The sequence below is a fragment of the Caulifigura coniformis genome (assembly GCF_007745175.1).
GTDB classification, from domain to species: Bacteria; Planctomycetota; Planctomycetia; order Planctomycetales; family Planctomycetaceae; genus Caulifigura; species Caulifigura coniformis.
Genome location: NZ_CP036271.1, coordinates 2947306 through 2967997 on the forward strand (window position 1 = coordinate 2947306; position 20692 = coordinate 2967997).

Here is a 20692-nt window from a genome sequence, read left to right on the forward strand (position 1 = left end):
TGACGGGATCGGGAAGGGCGGGCGCCGGCGCCCGCCTCTGCGATGAGCTGGAATGCTTGATGCAACCGGCTTCTGGAGTTCCCTATCTGGACATTCTGCGTCGTTCATTGCGCCACGGACTGACGCGTGTTCAATGCTTCCGGGTGGTCGCGGAAAACCCCGCCAAACGGAACTTTCAGACAAGCAGGCGTCATGTCGCTGGCAGCAACCCCGGTCCGTCGCCCTTCCCTCTCCAGATCGAGCGCCGTCGGAAGGCTGTCCGAGATCTCGCACGCGCGGATCGCCGTCATCGATGATGATCTGCTGAACGTCCGGCTCATCCGACGTCACATGCAGATGCTCGGGTTCGAGAACATTCTGGGGATTTCGGATTCCGTTCAGGCGCTGGAGCAGCTCGTCGAATTCCGTCCGGACGTTGTCCTGATGGACCTGATCATGCCGGGGCTGTCCGGCGTCGAACTCCTCACGCAGCTGCGCGCCCATCCGGTGCTTCATGACACGCCGGTGATCACGCTCACCGCCTCGGACGACCGGATGATCCGGCTCAAGATCCTCGAACTCGGGGTGTCCGATTTTCTGAGCAAGCCGGTGGATGAAATGGAGTTGTCCACGCGGCTCCGGAACGTCATCGAGGCCAAACACTATCGGGACCAGTTGAACCATTCGGCCCAGTCGCTGGAGCGCGCCGTGCAGCGGCGGATCAGGGAACTGGAAGCGTCACGCCGTGAGGTGGTCCAATGCCTGGCCCGCGCGGCGGAGTATCGCGACGACCACACGGGCCGGCATGTGCTGCGTGTCGGCCGGTATACCGCCCTGCTGGCGGCCGCCATGGGAATGCAGGACGTCGTGGTGGAGATGATCGAGTTGGCAGCCCAGCTGCACGACGTCGGGAAGATCGGCATTCCGGACCAGATTCTCCATAAGCCGGGAAGACTTGATGCGGACGAGATGACCCTCATGCGCAAGCACGCCGACTTCGGCTGGAACATCATCGCCCCCATGGCCGAATCGGATCTCCAGGCCGGGGATGACGAGGAGAATTCCCAGGAGGGTTCGTCGCCCATGCTGATGATGGCCGCCCGCATCGCCGCCAGTCACCATGAACGCTGGGACGGCGCCGGGTATCCGCGGGGGCTTGCGGGGCGCGACATCCCGCTGGAAGCACGGCTGACGGCCGTGGCCGACGTGTTCGACGCCCTGTCGACGCCCCGCTGCTACAAGCCGGCCCTGCCGCTCGTGCAGTGTTTTGAGATTCTTCAAAGCGAGCGCGGCCGGCACTTCGACCCGGCCGTCATTGACGCGTGTTTCGCGATCCGCCCGCAGATGGAAGCGACCTTTCATGAACTGCGGGACGTCGAGGCCGTGTCGTAAGCAATGCTTCGCAGCCCGGCCGGGCGATTGCGTGCCCAGTGGATTCCCTGGGGCCTGCCGGCATTTGGGCAGATGTCCGCCAGAGCCTGCGGAGTGGCGGCGTAGCACTTGAACTTTGCCTCTGAACCTCTTCAATCACCGCCGTGTCACGGGCAGTGTCTGATGAAAGGTTCAGGATGAGCACGGAAACGGTTGTCGCGCCGTCGGTTTCGCCGACGGAGTTGTTGAGTGAACAAGCCCCCGGCGTCACGCGCGAACAGACCGTCTTCGCCATCCTCGCGGCCCTCAGCCTGTCGCATCTGCTGAATGACCTGATGCAATCCCTGATCCCGGCCGTTTACCCGGTGCTCAAGGACAAATACTCCCTCACCTTCACGCAGATCGGGTTCATCACCTTCGCGTTCCAGGTGACCGCTTCGCTGCTGCAGCCGCTCGTCGGCATGGTGACCGATCGCCGTCCGTGGCCGTTTTCGCTGGCGACCGGGATGGCGTTCACGTTCGTCGGACTGATCCTGATCTCCGTCGCCAATTCGTTTCCATTGATCCTGATCGCGGCTGCGCTCGTTGGCGTGGGCTCATCGGTGTTTCACCCCGAGGCGTCGCGAGTGTCCCGCATGGCATCGGGCGGGCGGCACGGGTTTGCTCAGTCGCTGTTCCAGGTCGGCGGGAACGGAGGCACGGCCCTCGGCCCGCTGCTGGCGGCTTACATCGTGGTTCCTCGCGGGCAGGCCAGCATCGCCTGGTTCTCCATCGTGGCCCTGCTGGCGATGGCCGTGCTGTATGGCGTCGGCCGCTGGTACCGGAATCATCTGGCCTCGCGGGCGGCGCGTCCGAAGAAGGCGGCCGGGCCGGTGACGGGGTTGTCGCAGCGACGCGTGGCGTGGTCGATCGCGATCCTGCTCGTGCTGGTGTTTTCGAAGTACTTCTACATGGCCAGCTTGACGAGCTACTACACGTTCTACCTGATCGAGCGATTTGGCGTGCCGGTCGACACCGCCCAGCTCTACCTGTTTCTGTTCCTGGCCGCCGTGGCCGTGGGAACGATCGCCGGCGGACCGATCGGCGACCGCATCGGCTTCAAACGGGTGATCTGGGGTTCGATCCTTGGCGTGCTGCCGTTCTCAATCGTGCTGCCGCATGTGGGGCTGTTCTGGACGGCGGTTCTGAGCGTCCCGATCGGCCTGATTCTCGCCTCGGCCTTCTCGGCCATCATTGTTTACGCGCAGGAATTGCTTCCGAGCCGCGTAGGAATGATTGCAGGTCTGTTCTTCGGCTTTGCGTTCGGCATCGCCGGGGTGGGGGCGGCCGTTCTGGGACGACTCGCGGACGCGACGAGCATCATCTTCGTCTACCAGGTCTGTGCGTACCTGCCGGCGATCGGCCTGCTGACGGCGTTCCTGCCCAACCTGAAACGGGACCAATGATCATCGACGACTCCGGCGCCCACAGGCAGGGTGATCCGGTCGATCACGCGTTTTGTCCGATGAATGGAGGAATTGAAGCAACTTCCGGCGGTCCGGACAGAAAATCTGTCCGGACAGTTTCTGCGCCCACGCGCCGGGAGATGAGTCATGGAGCTTCACGTCCCCAATCGACCGATCATCATGAAGTCCCCGCATGGGCTGGGGAGTCCGCATCCGCTTCCTCCGGATTACACGCCCACGAACTATTCCGTCGCTCACAGGGTCAAGGATGGGGAACGCTGGGAGACGCTGGCGAAGAAGTACCAGGTGGGCGTGAAGACGCTGATCCGGTTCAATTTCAAGACGACGATCCCCGACCACGTCAACTGGTATCTCGGGTTGAACGTCGGCTGCAATAAGACGACCGATGACCTGAACTGGGCCTTCAGCGACAGCGCCCAGCCGGGAATTGTCTACATCCCCGGGAAGTCCATCACGTTTGATGAAAAAGAGGGGGAGAACATCGTCGTCTGCGGCGACCAGCTGGATGTGTATGAGCGCCTGCTGGAAGTTTCAAAGTCGATCCCGGGAGTGGTGGGAGACCGGATCCGGAAGATGATGGACCTCGCCACGTTTGTTGGCGGCGATCCGAAGTTCAAGCAACTCTGGTTCTATGATCCGAACAAGATCCTGGCTTACATGCAGTTCCACACGGACAATCCCACCCGTCGGTCGATGACGTCGTCGACCAACGGCGCGATGCCGTTCGGGGAAGACTGGAGGTGGTATCCCTTCCTGTCCATTGTCCAATACGTCGTGCGGATGGAGCTGCGGAACTACTGCATCCCTGATTCCGAATTCAGGCGGTTGCTCGAGATGTACGAAGACAACATGACGAAGGGGTGGAACACGATCCAGCGGACGATTAACGCGACGAACGGGTCGTCGGGGGCCGCCTATGGAGCGCTTGTGGAAGCATTCCACGAGCACGTCAACGCCCTGGCCGGCACCAAGATCCACTTGTATTCGATTTATCGGTAACACGGTGCTGCTGCGTGAGTTCCGGGGTGCGAGGTCGCACTCCGGAACTCATGAGACGCACAAGTGAATGAGGCCCGGAGAAACCGGACTGGCTTATGATTTCCCTCGCGAGGCATGCCGGAACTGCCCGGGGGCCACTCCCACTCGCGTGCGGAACACCTGCGTGAAGTAACGGCTGTTGGCAAAGCCGGTTCGCATCGAGATCGCCTTGATCGACAGTTCCGTCGAGGTGAGTAGCCGCTTGGCCTCCTCGATCTGGATCCGCATCAATTCATCCTTGGGAGATCGTCCAAAGAGCGCTTTCATGCGTCGCTCGAGTGTCCGCCGTTCCATCCCGGTCGCCCGCGTAATATCCGTCATGCGGATCCCCTCGCAGGCGTGCTCTCGGAGGTAGCGGACGACTTTGGAAAGTTCCGGATCATCGATCGCGAGGCTGTCGGTCGATTTGCGCGCGACGACGTCGCCTGCCTGGAGCAGGAGCGGCTGGGCCGGTGGTTCGACCCCGCGGCGCATCATGCCATCCAGCAGTTCGGCGGCGCGATAGCCCACGGTTTCGAGGTTGATGCTGACGCTGCTCAACGGGGGCGTCGCCAGACCGCAGAGGAATTCGTCGTTGTCGACGCCCAGGACGGACACCTCGTCCGGAACATGGACTCCCGCGCGGCGGCAGGCGTCGAGAATCTGCAGGCCGCGATCGTCATTCACTGCGAAGATCGCCACGGGCCTGGGGAGCCGGCTGACCCATTTGGCGATTTGAGTCTGTTCATTCTCCCAGGCCGGCGGGGCGGCATCTTCTTCCGCCGACCCCGTGAACACTTCGCACTGGAATCCCGCTTCTTCAACCAGTCCGCAGAACAGCCTGGCCCGCACATCCATCCACGCGAACTGGCCTTCCGGGTAGCTGCAGACGGCGAAGCGGCGGAACCCGCGGTCGAGGAAGTGGTCGAACGCCCTGCGAACGATCGTGCTGTTGTCGATGCCGACCGCCGGCATGTTCAGACCCGGAACCGCGAACCGGAGGTCGACGCAGGGGACGCCGGTGCGTTCGATCGTGGCGGCCATCTTGCGGTCGCGCACACGGGCGAGGATGCCATCCCCCTTCCAGGTCTTCAGCCATCCAGGAGCGGGGTCGTTAATGCCCCGTGGCTGAAAGTAGATCGACCACGGCCCGTGTTCGCGCTGGTAGCGGATGATGCCGCGAAGCAGTCCGCGACCATACGCGCGTGAGGTTTCGATCAGGAGGGCGACATGCGCCGTGTGGGTCATGGAGATCTGTCGCTTTCTTCCCCCGGGTGTTCAATGCAGCGTCAAGAATACGCGGTTGGACGAGTGTCGTAAACACAAACACCGAAGTCACAATAATGGACTGTCGGGGGAGGAGGGCGAGTTTAGAATCGGACCACCTGACCTGCGGCAGACGCGCAGGACGCAGATTGCACGGTTGATCCGTTTTTGCGGCGAATGGCGTGACTGTGGTTGCAACCGTTTGCAGCCGTCCGCAGGATGGGGCGTACTCGACGCCGTTCAGGCCGTCGCCAACGCCGTTCGGCATTTTGAATTTCTGAAACGGGGCACATGTCTTCTGTTCCGACGAACACGCAGGATCTGGACGATCGGCTCAGCGAGCCGACTCGCGGCGTGCTGGAATCTCTCAAACGCAGCGAGGGAGATTTCCTGGTTCTGGGCGCTGGCGGGAAGATGGGGCTGCACCTTGCCGCCATGCTTCGTCGCGGGCTCGATATCGTCGGTCCCCAGAGACGCGTGATCGCCGCATCGCGGTTCAGTTCGGAGTCGCAGCGGCAGGAATTCGCCAGCCGCAAGATCGAAACACAGCGCTGCGACGTTCTTGATCCGAAGCAACTGGCCGAGCTTCCGAGCGTTCCAAACGTGTTCGTGATGATCGGCACGAAGTTCGGGACTTCGGGGCAGGAGGGAAAGACCTGGGCGACGAACTGCTTTCTGCCGGGGCTGGTGTGCCAGCGCTTTGCGGGGAGCCGCCTGGCCGCGTTCTCGACGGGCAACGTGTACGGGCTGTCTGAAGTCGCCAGCGGCGGTTCACTCGAGACCGACCGGCTGAATCCGGTCGGCGAGTATGCGATGACCGCACTCGGCCGCGAACGGATGTACGAGTACTTCAGTCGCGAGCTTTCGATCCCCGTCACGCTGATCCGGCTGAATTATTCCTGCGAGCTGCGCTACGGCGTTCTCGTCGATATCGCCGAACAGGTGCTCGCGGGTGAGCCGATCGATGTGTCGATGGGATCGTTCAACGTCATCTGGCAGCGCGACGCCTGTGCGATGTCGATCCAGTCGCTGGAACTGGCCTCGTCGCCGGCGCGGGCTCTGAACCTGACTGGTCCGGAAACCCTGAGCGTCCGCGAGGTCGCGAAGGCGTTCGGGGAGCGGATTAAGAAAAAGGTCTTCTTCACCGGGCAGGAATCGCAGACGGCTTTGCTCAACAACGCGGCCCAGTGCTTCGAACGGTATGGCCGACCGGGCGTGACTGCGGAACAGATGATCGACCAGATCAGCGAATGGCTTCTGGCCGGGGGCGGAACCCTGGGCAAGCCAACGCATTTCTCGTCGCGGAGTGGAGACTTCTAGCGATGAGTCCACTGACTGCCACACCATCGACCGTCGAGGCGGCCTCCGCGGTCAAGTCGCGGGCTTTGCGACGGGGACTGGTCATTCCCGCCCTGCCGTTGGCGCTCGACTCTTCGCGCCGGCTGGACGAACGTCGCCAGAAAGCCCTCCTCCGCTATTACTCGGCGGCAGGCGCTGGCGGCGTCGCGACGGCCGTGCACACGACGCAGTTCGGCATTCGCGATCCGAAGGTCGGACTGTTCGAGCCGCTGCTGGCCCTCGCCGCCGAAGAATTCGACCGGCTCGATGCGGGGCGCAAGGAGCCGATCTATCGCATCGTCGGAATCTGCGGCGACACGCCTCAGGCGCTGGGCGAAGCGACGCTGGGCCGCGCGCTGCGCTATGACGCCGGGATGGTGAGTCTGGCGGCACTCGCCGATCGCAGCGACGACGAGCTGATCGAGCACTGCCGCCGCGTGGCGGAAGTCATGCCGATTTTCGGGTTCTACCTGCAGTCGGCTGTCGGCGGCCGGGCGCTGGCCTACGAATTCTGGAAGCGGTTCTGCGAGATCGAGAACGTGGTCGGCATCAAGATCGCCCCGTTCAACAGGTACCAGACGCTCGACGTCGTTCGCGCCGTTGCCGAATCGGGCCGGGAAGATATTGCGCTCTACACGGGCAACGACGACAACATCGTGATGGACCTCGTGACGCCGTTCCGGTTCCGTGTCGGGAGTGACGTCGTCGAGCGGCGGATCGTGGGAGGCCTCCTCGGCCACTGGGCCGTCTGGACCCGCCAGGCCGTGAGGATCCTGGCGCAGTGTCATCGGGCGATGGAGTCGGCTTCTCCCGGTGCCGACGAACTGCTGCAACTGAGCGTCGAAGTGACCGACAGCAATGCCGCGTTCTTCGACTCGGCCAATAACTTTGCAGGTTGCATCGCAGGGCTGCACGAAGTCCTTCGGCGGCAGGGGCTGCTCGATGACATCGTCCTGCTCGAGAATGAGAACGGACTGAGCGCCGGGCAGAGCGCCGCAATTGACCGTGTGCTTGCGGCTTACCCGCACCTGAGCGACGACGCGTTCGTCGCGGCCCATCGCGATGAATGGCTTCGCGACTGACCTTCAGGAACCGTTGTCGCGATAGGCCGCGTGGCAGTCGGCGCAGCCGCTGCTCAGTGTTTTGAGAGCGGCCTCGGCCTGCCGGGCGTCAACCGACTCCCCGCTGGCGGAGGATTGCAGCTGCATCGCCGCCTGTTCGCCAGCCGCGAGGAACTCTCGGAAGCTCGCGGGGCGGCGTTGAACGTCCTCCAGCCGCTGCATCTCCCTGTAGTGCTCGACCAGCAGTAATGCAGCCGCGCGGGTGTCGCCCGACCGGCTCCAGTTGCGACTGGACTCCTGCCGGACTGCGTCAAACGCATGCTCCAGTTCGACCATCGCCTCGGCGAAAGGAGGGATGGGGGACTTCTCACGAAACTCGACCTGGAGCCGATCGAGTTCGGCGGCTGACAGCGGGCGCGCCTGACGGACCGATTCGTACAACCCGCGGTAGTTCGGATTCGTGCCCGCCGTTTTCAGTACCGCTTCACCCGCGCCCGCGGGAAGCAGGCCGGCTTCGATGCACGCGACGGCCGCGGCTGCAGGGGCGCGGTGCTTTCCGTGATGGCAGTGGATGTAGACCGGACCGGGCAGGTCCTGAATGGCCTTCGCCAGTTCCCGGCCGCGCTCCAGCGGAATGCGGTCGTATCCATGAGGCAGGTGGACGTACCGCAGACCGTAACTCTTCGCCTTCTCGGCGTCCGGCGCCATGCCATCCACGCTGATCACCGTCCGCACACCCAGGGCTTTCAGCTCCTGAAAGCCTGCGTCTCCATCAGGCAACCCGCCCGAAATCACGTTCGCGGTGATCCGGTAGGCGTTCGGAAGGGAGTTCGCCGCGACCTTCCGGGGTGCCGCGGGCGGCCCCGCTGCCGGGTTGTCCGCTGCGAACAGCCCCGCCGCGGTCAGTGCGATGCCAATGACTCCGACTGCACAAGCCACTCGAAAGTTCATTGTTCCGTCCGCATTACGTGTTCACAGTCCGTGATACTGGCGATACCACTCGACGAAGCGGGCGACGCCCGTTTCGATCGATGTCGCCGGCTTGAATCCGACATCGCGGATCAGGTCGTCCACGTCGGCATACGTGGCCGGCACGTCTCCCGGCTGCATCGGCAGCATGTTTTTCCTGGCCGTTTTGCCAAGACACTTCTCCAGCGTCGTGATCAGGTGCATCAGCTCGACGGGCTGGTTGTTGCCGATGTTGTACAGCCGGTAAGGGGCCTTGCTGGTTCCGGGGTCGGGCCTGTCGCCGGTCCATTGCGGGTTCGGCGTGGCGACATGGTCGGTGACGCGGACGATCCCTTCGACAATGTCGTCGACATAGGTGAAATCGCGCCTCATCCGCCCTTCGTTGAACACGTCGATCGGCCGGCCTTCCAGGATCGCCTTCGCGAAGATGAACAGCGCCATGTCCGGGCGACCCCAGGGGCCGTAGACGGTGAAGAACCGGAGGCCGGTCGTCGGAATGCCGTACAGATGACTGTACGTATGGGCCATCAGTTCGTTGGCTTTTTTCGACGCGGCATACAGGCTGAGAGGGTGGTCGACATTCTGGTGGATGGAGAACGGCATGGCCGTGTTGGCGCCGTAGACGGAACTCGACGACGCGTAGACCAGGTGTTTGACGCCGTGATGCCGGCAGCCCTCGAGAATGTTCGTGAAACCGACCAGGTTGCTGGTGATGTAGGCCTGCGGGTTGGTCAGCGAGTACCGCACGCCGGCCTGGGCCGCCAGGTTCACGACGGCGTCGAAGTCGTGGCTCTGGAAGAGGGCTTTCACCGCCGCATCGTCCGATAGGTCGCCGCGGACGAACTCAAATCCGGGAAGCGACCTCAGCTGGGCCAGCCGGTCCTCTTTGAGCTGGACGCTGTAGTAGTCGTTGATGTTGTCGAAGCCGGTGACCTGGTCGCCGCGGGCCAGCAGGCGACGGGTCAGATGAAAGCCGATAAAGCCGGCCGAGCCGGTCACCAGGATCTTCGCCACAATTCCCTCCAGTGGATGGTCAGCAACCGCTCATACCCGTCGAAGGCGGTGCGAGACCCGCAGTGTAGAGAAGCATCGCGGGCGCGTGGAGACGAAGGGCGGGGCTTGAAACCGGCGGCGACGATCGGGACACTCAGCCCAGAAGATTCCTGCTTCGAGGAACGCAGCTCCACGCCGTATGTCCGAACGCGCGCCCGCGCCCCCGGCCCTGCCTGATGAAACGCTCGACGCGTGCGAGGGCGTTATCGGCTATCGATTCCGCGACCGCGAACTCCTGCGCCGCTGCCTGACCCATGCCTCGGCCTCGCGCACCCGGCTCGAATCGAACGAACGCCTCGAGTTCCTGGGAGACGCCGTCCTCGGCGTGGCAGTCTGTGAGGCGCTGTACTCCCGGTTTCCCGAGAGTCCCGAAGGAGACCTGACCCGCATCAAATCGGAAGTCGTCAGTCGCGCGGTCTGCGCCCAGATCAGCGTCCGCCTCGGCCTCGACACCTTCCTGTGGCTCGGCAAGGGGATCTCCGCCCATGGAAGAATTCCAGGGTCGGTCTCGGCGGCCGTTTTCGAATCGCTGGTCGGCGGAGTCTATCTCGACGGCGGATTCGACGCGGCCCGCGACCTCGTCCTCCGCAACGTACAGGACGAAATTGAATCGGCTGCCGGCTCTCCGACCGGTGTGAATTTCAAAAGCATGCTTCAGCAGCAGGCCCAGCGGGAATACGGCGAAACGCCGATGTATTCGGTGCTCGACGAGAAGGGACCGGATCACCTCAAGTGCTTCAAGGTCAGCGCGATGGTCGGCGCCCGCATGTTCGCGCCCGCCTGGGGCCCCAGCAAGAAAGAGGCGGAGCAGCGCGCCGCGCAGAACGCCCTCGCCCAGATTGAAGGGCTCGAGATCCCACACCAGTCCGAGTGAACGACGGCCGGCGGGACTGGCGGGCGTCTACTTCACGGCCAGCGGCCGCGCCGTTGTATTCAGTGCGCCCATCGGGCGATCAGCGCGGTAAACGACGTACTGGCCCGAGCGGAACACCAGCGGCAGGCAGTACGGGAATTCCGCGGCATGTTCTTTGGGGAATGCGGCCGGCAGCGAGGAGTGCAGTCCCGTTCCCTCGGCCGCGATCGCTTCCGCGCTCATGCCGTTCTCGAGCAGGCTGCAGACGACGAATCGTTGCCGGGACGTGGCCAGCGCCTCGTGGATCTGCTCTTCATGGGCGTGGAACACCTGCAGGAGCACATCCAGAAAGACATATCGGGTGGAAGGCCGCACCCCAACCTCGGGATAGAGGTGGACCAGGAAGACGTTGTACGCCGTGAGTTCGCCATCCTGCAGGTTCTGGTTTCTCAGGAAGTCGATCACGGGCTGCAGTTCGACCCAGTTGGGAAGATTGCGATGATGGAGGGCGCACTTCACATCGGGCTGAGCGCCTCGGGTGATGCAGTCGGGCCACCACGCCAGGCGCTGCGGATCGAACGCGGGTGCCATCACGAGGGCGAACGCGAGCGAACCGGCAAAGGCGAAGTTCGCCACACGGCGCCGCGGCCATTCGCGAGGCCAGCAGGCCGCGAGCAGCGCCGCGGCGAGAATGACGGTCGGTGTGTGGCAGTAGTGGAACGGGTGCTGGAGGAAATGGGCCTGAATCATCCAACCCAGGTACAGGGCGGCCAGAAGCGTGGAGACGCAATCGGCGGACGCCGCGTCTCTCGGACTGCGCATCGCCAGCACGGCACGTCCGATCACCCACATCGCGACCGGCAGCGTTGCGAGGTGAACCAGGCACCACGGAGCCAGGTCGCGGGACAGGGAGAGGTACTGGGTGAGCGTCCACCGCGCGCGGCCGTTCGCGAAGTAGACCGGGTTCCATTCCAGCATCTGCTCGAGGAAATGCGGCCACACGCCGGTCGCGATCATCCAGGTCGAACCGGCGGCGCCGATGATCGCGCCTCCCGCGAGAACGCCGCTGATGTCGAGGACCATCTCGTGGAGGCTTCGTCGCCCGAGGAGAGAGGCCGCGACGGCGGCCGCGGCCGGAACGGCGACATACGGTTTGATCCAGAACGCGCAGGCCCACAGCGCGCCTTCGATGAGCGAACTGAGGAAGCCCTGCGAAGCGGGGCCGCCGGGACGCGTGAGACGCCGGACACGGATGGAGAACGCGCCCAGAGCGGGCAGCATCAGCCAGATATCGCGCTGGCAATGGACCCATTCCGGAGTCGAGCAGTAGAAGCCGACGGCAACGAACGCGAACGCGGCCAGGACTGATTGTCCGGGGGATGTCCTGCCAATCAGTCTGAGCAGCAGGCTGACGATTCCGGCGACGACCACGAGGTCGACCCATTTCAGCGCGGCTTCGCTCCATCCGAAGGCTGAGCGGATCGCCATGTGGCACCAGACGATGCCGGGCAGGTTGGGTTCGACGATATCGCGATACAGGATTCCACCGGTCAGGGCTGTCTTCGCCTGCAGGTCGTACAGCGCGGCGTCGGCCGGCAGCGGCATGCAGAGCATCAGCGGAACGTTGGCAATCACAAGGATTGCGACGGCCAGCCAGCCCCACGTTGAGCGGAACGAACGCAGCATGAGAGGGGAAACAAGCTCCGGGGATGGCTGAGGTTCGGGCCACCGTCATGCGGGGCCACGCCCAAGCCTAGTCCGGGGTCCCCGAGGAAATGCGAGTTCCGGCGTGTTGTCGGGAAACCACAGGCATTCCCCGTCGCTACATCCGGAACAACCGTCAGCGCCCGGGCGGCGAGCGGTACAGGACGAGCGTTCGGAACGTCGCGACCTTCTCGAAGGGGGGGCGGTGAGCCTCTTCGTTCGGCAGATTGATGAGAGGCGACGTCAGCACCTGGGACGGCGATTCGCCATGGCGTGCCAGCAGCCAGAGCACGTCGTCCGGTTTGGGTGTTCCGTTGATCTCGACCGGAATGTGCTCGCGGTCGCGGTAGTAGATCGAGGGGAGATCGCACGGGAGCGGCGCGATGAGCCGGTGCGGATGCGAAGAATCGGCCGCGATCTGGGATTTCAGTTCCAGCATCGATTCACGCGTCGAGACGAAGCTTGTCCGTTCGGCCGGAAAAATCAGGACCGGATGAGTCGCCGCGTAGACCGTTCCGCCGATCGCGACGATGCAGGCGAGGATCACACCCGCCAGCGCAACGTGCTGCTTGCGACGGGAGAGCGTGGCGACCCAGCCGGCGGAAGCAAGGAGAGCCGCGAAGGGAAGCAGGATGATATACACGCGCGGCGGCGGAGCGACCTGGCCAAGCAGGTGCAGCAGCAGCATGGAGACCGGCAGGGCCAGCCAGCGAATGCGATCAGCCCCTGTCGAACGGAAGAAAAGAACTCCCAGGATCACGCCTGTCATCCAGGCCCACCCCGGCGGGAATCCGGCCGTGCACCATTCCCATCCGCCACGCAGGCTCGACCACTGGGCCGCCAACTGGTTGGCCAGCGAAATCGGTTCGAGGATCTTGTCGCGCATCGCGGAGCCGCCTCGAAAAATGTAGGCCGGCGCGTACATCGTTCCCACGATCAGGCAGAACGTCAGGCCGCCGGCGATCAGGGGCCAGCGGTGCGTCATCAGGGCATTCCCGAACACGGAAGCTGCGACGGACGGCTTCCCTCGCGACGGGGAAGGCTCGAGGTCGCCGCGGTACACGCCTGGCGCGACCGGGCGATCGAGTCGAAAGAGCGTGCGCACCGTGACCCAGCCGGCGACACTGACGAGGGCGTAAAGCATGATCGGCATCGCACACAGGCCGAACGACGCCGCGAGGACGATCTGCAGCCAGGCCAGCCGCTTTGACGCCCCGGACTCAAAGAGGCGCGAGGCCGCATCATCAAGGGCGAGAACGGCCGCAGTCACAAGGATGTAGCCGCGGGCATCTGCTGAATAGGTAGTCAACAGCGGGGAGACGGCCGCAAGCGCCAGGGCGACGATGGCCGTCGGTCGTCCCGCCCAACGCGAGCCCCAGATCCAGAGCAGTGGAAGCAGGAGCGTCCCGACGACGAACACCGGCAGACGGAGCGCCCATTCCGCATCCCCGAAAACCCGCCAGGAAAAGTGCATCAAAAGGGTGTTCAGGAGGTGGTTGTTCGTACTGTTGTAGTCGGCGATGCCGACGATCAACGATTGCCGCGCCAGGTTGTTGAACGTGTACGATTCGTCGTAGGCCATCGAATCATTGAGGTGCATCCCCCGGAGCCCGAGACCCAGGGCGAACAGAACCCACACGAGGATGCCCCAGCTGCCCAGAGTCGCCGGAAGTCTTCCGACGGCGGCCGCAAACTCTTGAGCGGCCTCGGCGATCCAGTGTGCCGCCTCCTTCCGCCGCCTCCACAACAGCACGGCCGAAAGGCCGCACCCGGTCGCGTACGCCAGGCAGACCTGGATCATTCGGGCATGGCGTTCGGCCGTGACGTCCTCAACCCGTCGGATGGCGCCGCCCAGCGGCCGGATCACGTCGAAGGGGACCGCCGCCAGCAGCGCGCAGGCGACTGCCGCGGTGATCAGGGCCACCGCGACAATCGCGACGATTCGAGCAGCACTCAGCACGAGTCGGTCAGCCCTTGGGGGAAAAGGGAATGCGGCTCCAGGGGCCGCCCGGGTGTGGGGGAAAGTGTCGCAATTTCCGAGGTCGCGGTCGACTTGCGACACAGGCCCTTCTGACGAGGGACACGGACGGTCGGGAGATTAGACTACGGGTCCCACCTTCCCACTGAAGCTCCACGGGCTTCGGCCTGCAACGATTCGGCCCTCGGGCCACGCGCCGGGATGATTCCGCATGCTTGTTCGTTTCCTGCTCGCCCTCGGATTTGCCTTCGCCTCCTTCGGAGTTGCCGACGAGGGCCAGGCCGCCGGCCCGAAGAAGATCGTCATCGTCGCTGGTGAAAAAAGCCACGGCCCGGAAGGGAACCGCATTCACGACTACGCCTGGACAGCCCGGCTGCTCAAAGCCTCGCTGGAGGCCTCGAACGTCAAAGACGCCGTTCGCGTCGTCTACGTCCGCGACGGCTGGCCGAAGGATTCCGCAGTGCTTGCGGACGCCGATTCGATCCTCGTCGTCTCCGACGGCCGTGACGGCGACAAGTATTCGGAAGCTCCGCACCTCGAATCGCCCGAGCGCGTGGCCGAGGTTCAAAAACTGATCGACCGCGGGTGTGGACTCTGCGTCCTGCACTTTTCGACGTTCGCCCCCGACAAGTACGCGACCCAGGTGCTCGACTGGACCGGCGGGTATTTCGACTGGGAAGAGAACGGCGAGCGGAAATGGTACTCGGCGATCAAGACGCTCGAGGCGGATGTGATTCCGGTCGGCGGAAAGCACGCGGCGTTGTCGGGACTGCGTCCGTGGAAGATGAAGGAGGAGTTCTATTTCAATCTGAGGTTTGCCGAAGGCGCGTCGTCGAATCCCGCGGGCACGACATACGTCTCGGGAGTTCCCACCCGGACGCACGCCGATGGTTCCAGCACTCAGACGCTGCTCGTTGTCCCGGCAACGGAGGGCCGCGACGACTGGGGCATCACCGTCGCCTGGGCTCGCGAACGTAAGAACGGCGGCCGCGGCTTCGGCACCACCTGCGGACATTTCTACGACAACTGGTCACACGACGATTTCCGCAAGCTGGTCCTCAACGCCCTTGTCTGGAGCGCCCACGCCGATGTCCCCCCAAAGGGCGTCGACGGCCCGTTCCTCTCCCGCGCCGCGATCATGTCCGCCATCGGCGAGCCCTTCGATCCCAAGGCCGCCGGCGAGGAGTCTCCGGCTTCTGAAAAGAAAACGACCCAATCTCGATCGGAGAACGAACCCGCGTTAGCCGCGACCCGCCAGGGGAGCGCGTCCGCCCCCATCCGCCTCATCTCCCAGAAATCCGACGTCCCCCCCGTCGACGACGCCCCCATCCGCGTCCTGATGTTCGCTGGCAACGATGCCCACAAGTGGCACAACTGGGAAAAGACGACCCCCGTCATCAAGAAACTGCTCGAGATCGATCCCCGCATCACCGTCGACGTCTCGAACAACATCGAAGACCTCGCGACGAAGCTGGCGCCAGGTCCGGACGAAAAGCGGTCGTATGACGTCGTCATCCAGAACTACGTCAACTGGCACGACAACACGCCCCTCAGCGCGGCGTCGAAGTCGGCCTTCGTCGATTTCATCGACAACGGCGGCGGCCTGATCCTCGTTCACTTCGCGAACGGGGCGTTCCACTTTTCGCTTCCGGAAGCCGGCGGTTCCGACTGGCCCGAATACCGGAAGATCGTGCGGCGCGTGTGGAATCACGACGGGCCGGAATCGAAACGCAGTGCTCATGATCCGTTCAAGCCGATGTCGGTGCGGCCGAGCAAGCTGAAGCATGAAATCACGAAGGGACTGGCCAGTTTCAAGCTCACCGATGAACTCTATTTCTCACAGGCCGGCGAGGAGCCGATTGAACCGCTGATCACGGCCAAGTCGGCCATCACCAAGAGGGATGAGCCGCTTGCCTGGGCGTACGACTTCGGCCAGGGCCGGGTTTTCCAGACGCTCCTCGGCCACAGCGAGCAGACGTACGACGCCTTCGAGGCCCGCGAGATGCTGCGCCGGGCGGTCGCGTGGTCGGCCAGGCGGAAAGTCATCCCCACGCCGGTCGACAAGGACACGTCGGTCGCGAAAAAGAAGGTGAATCACTGGGGGACGGACCAGGTCGGGTTTGACTGGAGCGAGGCCGATTCCGAGGACGACCGCTGGAAGAATTCGGAGATCGGCAACTTCCTCGCGTCGATCGTCCCGTTCAACACGAACGCGATCGGCAAGGACATCAAGGACAGTCAGCTCGCTGAAAAAGGGCTGACGATCAAGGTGGGCGGGAAGGATGACGGGGCCGTCTGCTACGACACGGGCCGCGGTCAGATGCGGGCCGCCTGGACCGGCGGCTTTCTCAAGTTCCATCCGCGGCGATACGGCATCATCGAGGCGCCGCATCCCGACGGCGTCCCGCTGTTTACGTCCTCGAAGCACCCCGGTTTTACGGGGGCAGAGGCGAAGCCGGCGGAATTCCACTACCGGGGCCTCTGGCGCACGGGTGACCGGACCGTGCTGAACTGGGAGGTCAACGGGACGACCGTCCTGGAGACGCCCTGGCTGCAACAGGTGGACGGCGTCCCGGTGCTGACGCGCACCTTTCGCGTCGAGGCGGGCGACCAGCCGGTCAGCGTTGCGCTGCTGAAAGACGGCCCGAACTACGGCGTTCTCAAGGTCGGCGATCATCGAGTCCTGCAATCGAGGGAGGCCGGTCAGTCGCCGGCCTTCGCGATCGAAGAACGGCCGGGAGTGTCACTCAGTCATCCCGGAGACTTCCGTTCCCTGACGCTCGACTTTGCGCCGCGCACGCAGCCCGTCGAAGTCACTCTGCTCACCTGGCTGTCGACCGTCGACAAGGATCAGGCCGGCGAGACCGTTCCATCGGCGGTTCCTGCTGCCGCGTCGGTTGATCTAACGACGTTCAAGAACCCCGGGCCGTCTCAATGGACCGCTCCTCTCGTTACCAAAGGTGTCCGCGGCGTTGAGTCGGGCAGCTTCGCGGTCGACACCGTGACGATTCCCTTCGAAAACCCATACCAGGCGATGTTCTTTGTCACCGGGCATGACTTCCTCACGCCTGATGTCGCCGCGATCTGCACCGTCCACGGCGATGTCTGGCTCGTCAGCGGCCTCGCCGGAGACTGGTCGGAACTCAAATGGAAGCGTTACGCGACGGGCATGTTCCAGCCGCTGGGCCTCGTGGTCCGGAAGCGTCTGTCGCCCCCGCCGGCGGAAGCTGCGAATGCGAAGGAGTCCCTTACCAGCCCGTTCGACATCCTCGTTCTCTGCCGGGACCACATCGCCCGGCTGCACGATCTCAATGCCGACGACGAGGCCGACTACTACGAAGTATTCAACGAGGAGGTCACGACGTCCCCCGGCGGTCACGACTACGTCACCTGCCTCGAGCAGGACCGCACGGGGAGTCTCTACTACATCCACGCCCTCGAAGGGATCATCCGCGTCTCGCCGGATGGCCGCTACAAAGAGGTCATCGGAACAGGCTACCGCAATCCGAACGGGCTCGGCGTCAGCCCCGATGGCGACATTACCGTTGCTCCCCAGGAAGGAAACTGGACTCCATCCTCCGGCGTCTTTGAAGTCCATCCCGGCAGCTACGGCGGCTTCGGCGGCCCGAAGGTGCAGTCCGGCCGCCCACTCGGCTACGACCCGCCCCTCTGCTGGATTCCCCGCCGCCTCGACAACTCCAGCGGCGGACAGGTGACGGTCACCAGCGACAAATGGGGCCCTCTCGAAGGCAAGCTGCTGCATCTGTCGTACGGGCAGTGCACAGTCCACCTCGTTCTCCGTGAAGACATCCACGGCGTCGGGCAGGGGGGAACGATCAAGCTCTCTCCCCAGTTCGAATCCGGCGTCTGCCGCGGACGGTTCAGCCCGTTCGACGGGCAGCTCTATGTGAGCGGACTCCGGGGATGGACGACCTCGGCCACGCAGGATGGGTGCTTCCAGCGCATGCGCTACACCGGAAGGCCGGTCCACCTTCCCGTGGGCGTGGGGACGCTCAAGAACGGACTGACGCTCACGTTCTCCGACACCCTCGACCGCGAGAGCGCCGAAGATCCCGATAACTACTTCGCCGAACAGTGGAACGTCACCTACCGGGCGGAATACGGCTCGCCCGAATTCAAGATCTCGAATCCTAAGGAAGAAGGCCGCGACCCCGTCGATATCGAGTCGGCCACGCTGCTCGAAGACGGCCGGACCGTGTTCCTCGAGATTCCGGACATCCAGCCGGTGAGCCAGCTTTCACTCTCGTACACGCTCACTGCAAAAGACGGCGCCAAGATCGACCAGACGTACGTCCACACGATCCACCTCGTGCGCGATGCGCCGTTCGACCCCGCAAAGATCACCCGCCGCGCGCCGAAAGGGCAGCTTTCGGCCGAGGAAGAACAAAGCCTCAAACCCGGTTTCTACTGGCAGTTTTCCAACGGGACAGAGGGCGCCGAAAAAGTCATCTCTCAGCGTCCTTCCCGGATGGCCTCTCTGTCCGTGCCCGACGGGCAGTCGCCCAGCTCCGCGTTTCTGGCGGCCCGTCCCGGCGCCGAAAAACTCGGACCGTATCTCGCTTCCGGAACCGGATTCCTGCACTTGCCGCTCAAGACGGCGGCACGGTTCGAGTTGATCGGCGTCGGCTCGGCCGGACTGGAAGTGAATGGGCAGGAGGTGATTCCCGTTTCGCCGCTCGACGGCCAGTCCGGCGCTCAGGTCGCTCTCCACAAGGGCTACAACCGCATTCGAGTCACCTACCGTTCGCCTTCGGAAGGGGGCTCCATGGTCCGGTTGCTCTGGGCTCCCGAGGGCCAGGTGGTCGAATCGCTTCCGCCGGAGGCGTTGTTCTATTCGGGCAGCGCCGAGACGTGGTGGGACGAAATGGTTCGTCGCCCGCGTGTGATGATCGACTCGCTGCACTGCCGCAACTGCCACTCGGGAATCGAGCCCGCCACGATTCCGCTCCGGGGGGCGCCGTCCCTCGAAAACGCCGGAGGCCGATTGCAGGCATCTTGGATCGCGGCCTGGATCCTCGATCCGAAGGCCCACCGGAAAGACGCCACGATGCCCGCCATGCTCGGCGGTTTCGAACAGCAGGCCGATCGACAGCAGGCCGCCCGCGACGTCGCCGCGTGGCTCTCGTCGCTCGGAGGGCGAAGCGCCAACGGCTCCTCAGCGGCCGCGGACGAAGCGTCTCATCGAAGAGGTCGCCAGCTCTTCGAAGATCTCGGCTGCATCGTCTGCCATCGGCTCACGCCCAATGCCGACGAGGACGAGTGGAACCGGCAGTCGCTGACGGAAGTGGCCTACAAGTTCCAGCCGGGCCAGCTCGAGCGGTTCATCAGCGAGCCGCACAGGCATTTTCCGACGTCCTACATGGCCGACTTCCGCCTCACAGCGAAGGAGGCGGGGGATCTTTCCGGCTTCCTGATCGCCGAGTCGCTCAAGAACCCGGTCGAGGGACTCGAACCGGCCGGCGAAGCACAGGCCGATAAGAAGCGCGGCCGGGAACTGTTCGGTTCGCTCGGATGCCGCCAATGCCACACGGCTGAAGCGGGCGACCAGCTTGCCACTGAACGGATCGATCTCAAAGACGAAGCGGGCGGATTGGTTGTCCACCTGCCTGCCCGCGGTTGCCTGGGGGATGACCCTGCTGACTGGCGGAACCGAACCAGCAGGTTGCCCATTCCCGATTTTGGTTTCACAGAGGAGCAGGCCGAGCGGATCGCGACGGTCTGGTGCATGCAGGAGAAGCCTTCAGCGGCGGAAACTTCGAAACGGCTGATGAAGGCGATGCACTGCCAGGCGTGTCACGACCGCGACGGCGTGAAGAGCGCCCGCATGCAGATCATCGCCGAGGAATCCGAAACCGGCATCGTCCCCGAATCCCTCCCGGCCCTCACCTGGACCGGAGAACGACTTCAGACCGGCTGGATGGAAGACTTCATCGCCGGACGCGTGAAAGCGAAACCGCGCGAATGGCTGAAGGCCCGCATGCCCGCCTTTCCGGCCTACGCCGGCGCCATCGCCCAAGGGATCGCCGCCGAGCACGGCCTCGCGCCGACCAGGCCTGAAGCTATGAAGGCGAATGCCGAACTGGCGGCCGCCGGCAAGGAACTGCTCGGTTCGGCCGGCCTCGACTGCCGTCAGTGTCACGGACTGGGAGACGCCCCGCCGACGGGTGACAAGAACACGTTGCTGGCGCCCGGGATCAATTTCACGCTGGTGAAGGATCGCATTCAGCCTGGCTTCTACCACCGCTGGATGCTCGACCCGCCGCGCTACGACGCGAACACCCGCATGCCGAAGCTCGCGCCGGACGGCAAAACGACGAAGGTCACAAAGTACTTCGATGGAGACGCGAAGAAGCAGTTCGAAGCGATCTGGGAATACCTCCAGACGCCCTGAATTGGGTGGCACTGGCTCTGCCAGTGCATCTGAAAAGGAATCCGCATCATGAAGGTCCCTGGCTCCGCCACCGTAGCGGGAACTGGAGCCGCTACCGCATTCACAGGGGCCGAACCTGTCCCCCCTGAATCCAGGTTGTGATGCTGGAGGATCGCTGCCAGAAAAAGAAAAGGCACGGACTGGAAGTCCGTGCCTTTTTCCTTCTGAAGGAGCGTCGCATTGCGG

General features: G+C 64.0%; 12 protein-coding genes and 1 pseudogene. 7 read left to right on the forward strand and 6 right to left on the reverse strand.

The window, feature by feature from the left end; genetic code table 11:
* Nucleotides 1-192 precede the first annotated feature (192 nt).
* The 3 genes from Pan44_RS11655 to Pan44_RS11665 all read left to right on the forward strand — a co-directional run bounded on the left by Pan44_RS11655 (nt 193) and on the right by Pan44_RS11665 (nt 3815).
* The gene (locus tag Pan44_RS11655; RefSeq protein ID WP_145030219.1) at nt 193-1371 is read left to right on the forward strand and encodes an HD domain-containing phosphohydrolase; all 1179 of its coding nucleotides are present in this window, start codon (nt 193-195) and stop codon (nt 1369-1371) included.
* A gap of 176 nt (nt 1372-1547) precedes the next feature.
* The gene (locus Pan44_RS11660) at nt 1548-2795 is read left to right on the forward strand and encodes an MFS transporter (RefSeq protein ID WP_145030220.1); all 1248 of its coding nucleotides are present in this window, start codon (nt 1548-1550) and stop codon (nt 2793-2795) included.
* Between the two features lie 147 nt (nt 2796-2942).
* Nucleotides 2943-3815 (forward strand): hypothetical protein, encoded by an 873-nt coding sequence (locus Pan44_RS11665; protein WP_145030221.1) that lies wholly within the window; start codon nt 2943-2945, stop codon nt 3813-3815.
* 93 nt (nt 3816-3908) lie between these two features.
* Here the strand turns inward: Pan44_RS11665 and Pan44_RS28245 are convergent, their stop codons facing one another.
* Together Pan44_RS28245 and Pan44_RS11670 are read right to left on the reverse strand one after the other, a co-directional pair.
* Nucleotides 3909-4175: a helix-turn-helix domain-containing protein gene (locus Pan44_RS28245; protein ID WP_390620643.1), complete on the reverse strand. Its 267-nt coding sequence runs from the start codon at nt 4173-4175 to the stop codon at nt 3909-3911.
* A 90-nt stretch (nt 4176-4265) separates the two neighbouring features.
* Nucleotides 4266-5081: pseudogene (locus tag Pan44_RS11670) on the reverse strand (XylR family transcriptional regulator); the annotation flags it as partial.
* Between the two features lie 309 nt (nt 5082-5390).
* Here Pan44_RS11670 and Pan44_RS11675 point away from each other — a divergent pair.
* On the forward strand, nt 5391-6419 hold the full coding sequence (locus tag Pan44_RS11675) for an NAD-dependent epimerase/dehydratase family protein (RefSeq protein ID WP_145030223.1): 1029 nt from the start codon (nt 5391-5393) through the stop codon (nt 6417-6419).
* A 2-nt stretch (nt 6420-6421) separates the two neighbouring features.
* On the forward strand, nt 6422-7519 hold the full coding sequence (locus Pan44_RS11680) for a dihydrodipicolinate synthase family protein (protein ID WP_197454032.1): 1098 nt from the start codon (nt 6422-6424) through the stop codon (nt 7517-7519).
* Nucleotides 7520-7522: 3 nt separating this feature from the next.
* Here Pan44_RS11680 and Pan44_RS11685 read toward each other — a convergent pair whose 3' ends face one another.
* Nucleotides 7523-8449: a protein-tyrosine phosphatase family protein gene (locus Pan44_RS11685; protein ID WP_145030224.1), complete on the reverse strand. Its 927-nt coding sequence runs from the start codon at nt 8447-8449 to the stop codon at nt 7523-7525.
* 21 nt (nt 8450-8470) lie between these two features.
* A complete protein-coding gene (locus Pan44_RS11690; RefSeq protein WP_145030225.1) occupies nt 8471-9481 on the reverse strand; it encodes an NAD-dependent epimerase in 1011 nt (336 codons plus the stop codon).
* Between the two features lie 178 nt (nt 9482-9659).
* Between Pan44_RS11690 and rnc the strand changes: the two genes are divergently transcribed.
* Nucleotides 9660-10394: a ribonuclease III gene (gene rnc, locus Pan44_RS11695; protein WP_145030226.1), complete on the forward strand. Its 735-nt coding sequence runs from the start codon at nt 9660-9662 to the stop codon at nt 10392-10394.
* Between the two features lie 27 nt (nt 10395-10421).
* Here rnc and Pan44_RS11700 read toward each other — a convergent pair whose 3' ends face one another.
* The gene (locus tag Pan44_RS11700) at nt 10422-12059 is read right to left on the reverse strand and encodes a hypothetical protein (protein ID WP_145030227.1); all 1638 of its coding nucleotides are present in this window, start codon (nt 12057-12059) and stop codon (nt 10422-10424) included.
* A gap of 154 nt (nt 12060-12213) precedes the next feature.
* Nucleotides 12214-14037, reverse strand: coding sequence for a glycosyltransferase family 39 protein (locus tag Pan44_RS11705; RefSeq protein WP_145030228.1), 1824 nt, complete (start codon nt 14035-14037; stop codon nt 12214-12216).
* A gap of 229 nt (nt 14038-14266) precedes the next feature.
* Here Pan44_RS11705 and Pan44_RS11710 point away from each other — a divergent pair, with 229 nt between their 5' ends.
* Nucleotides 14267-20467 (forward strand): ThuA domain-containing protein, encoded by a 6201-nt coding sequence (locus tag Pan44_RS11710; protein WP_145030229.1) that lies wholly within the window; start codon nt 14267-14269, stop codon nt 20465-20467.
* Nucleotides 20468-20692 lie beyond the last annotated feature (225 nt).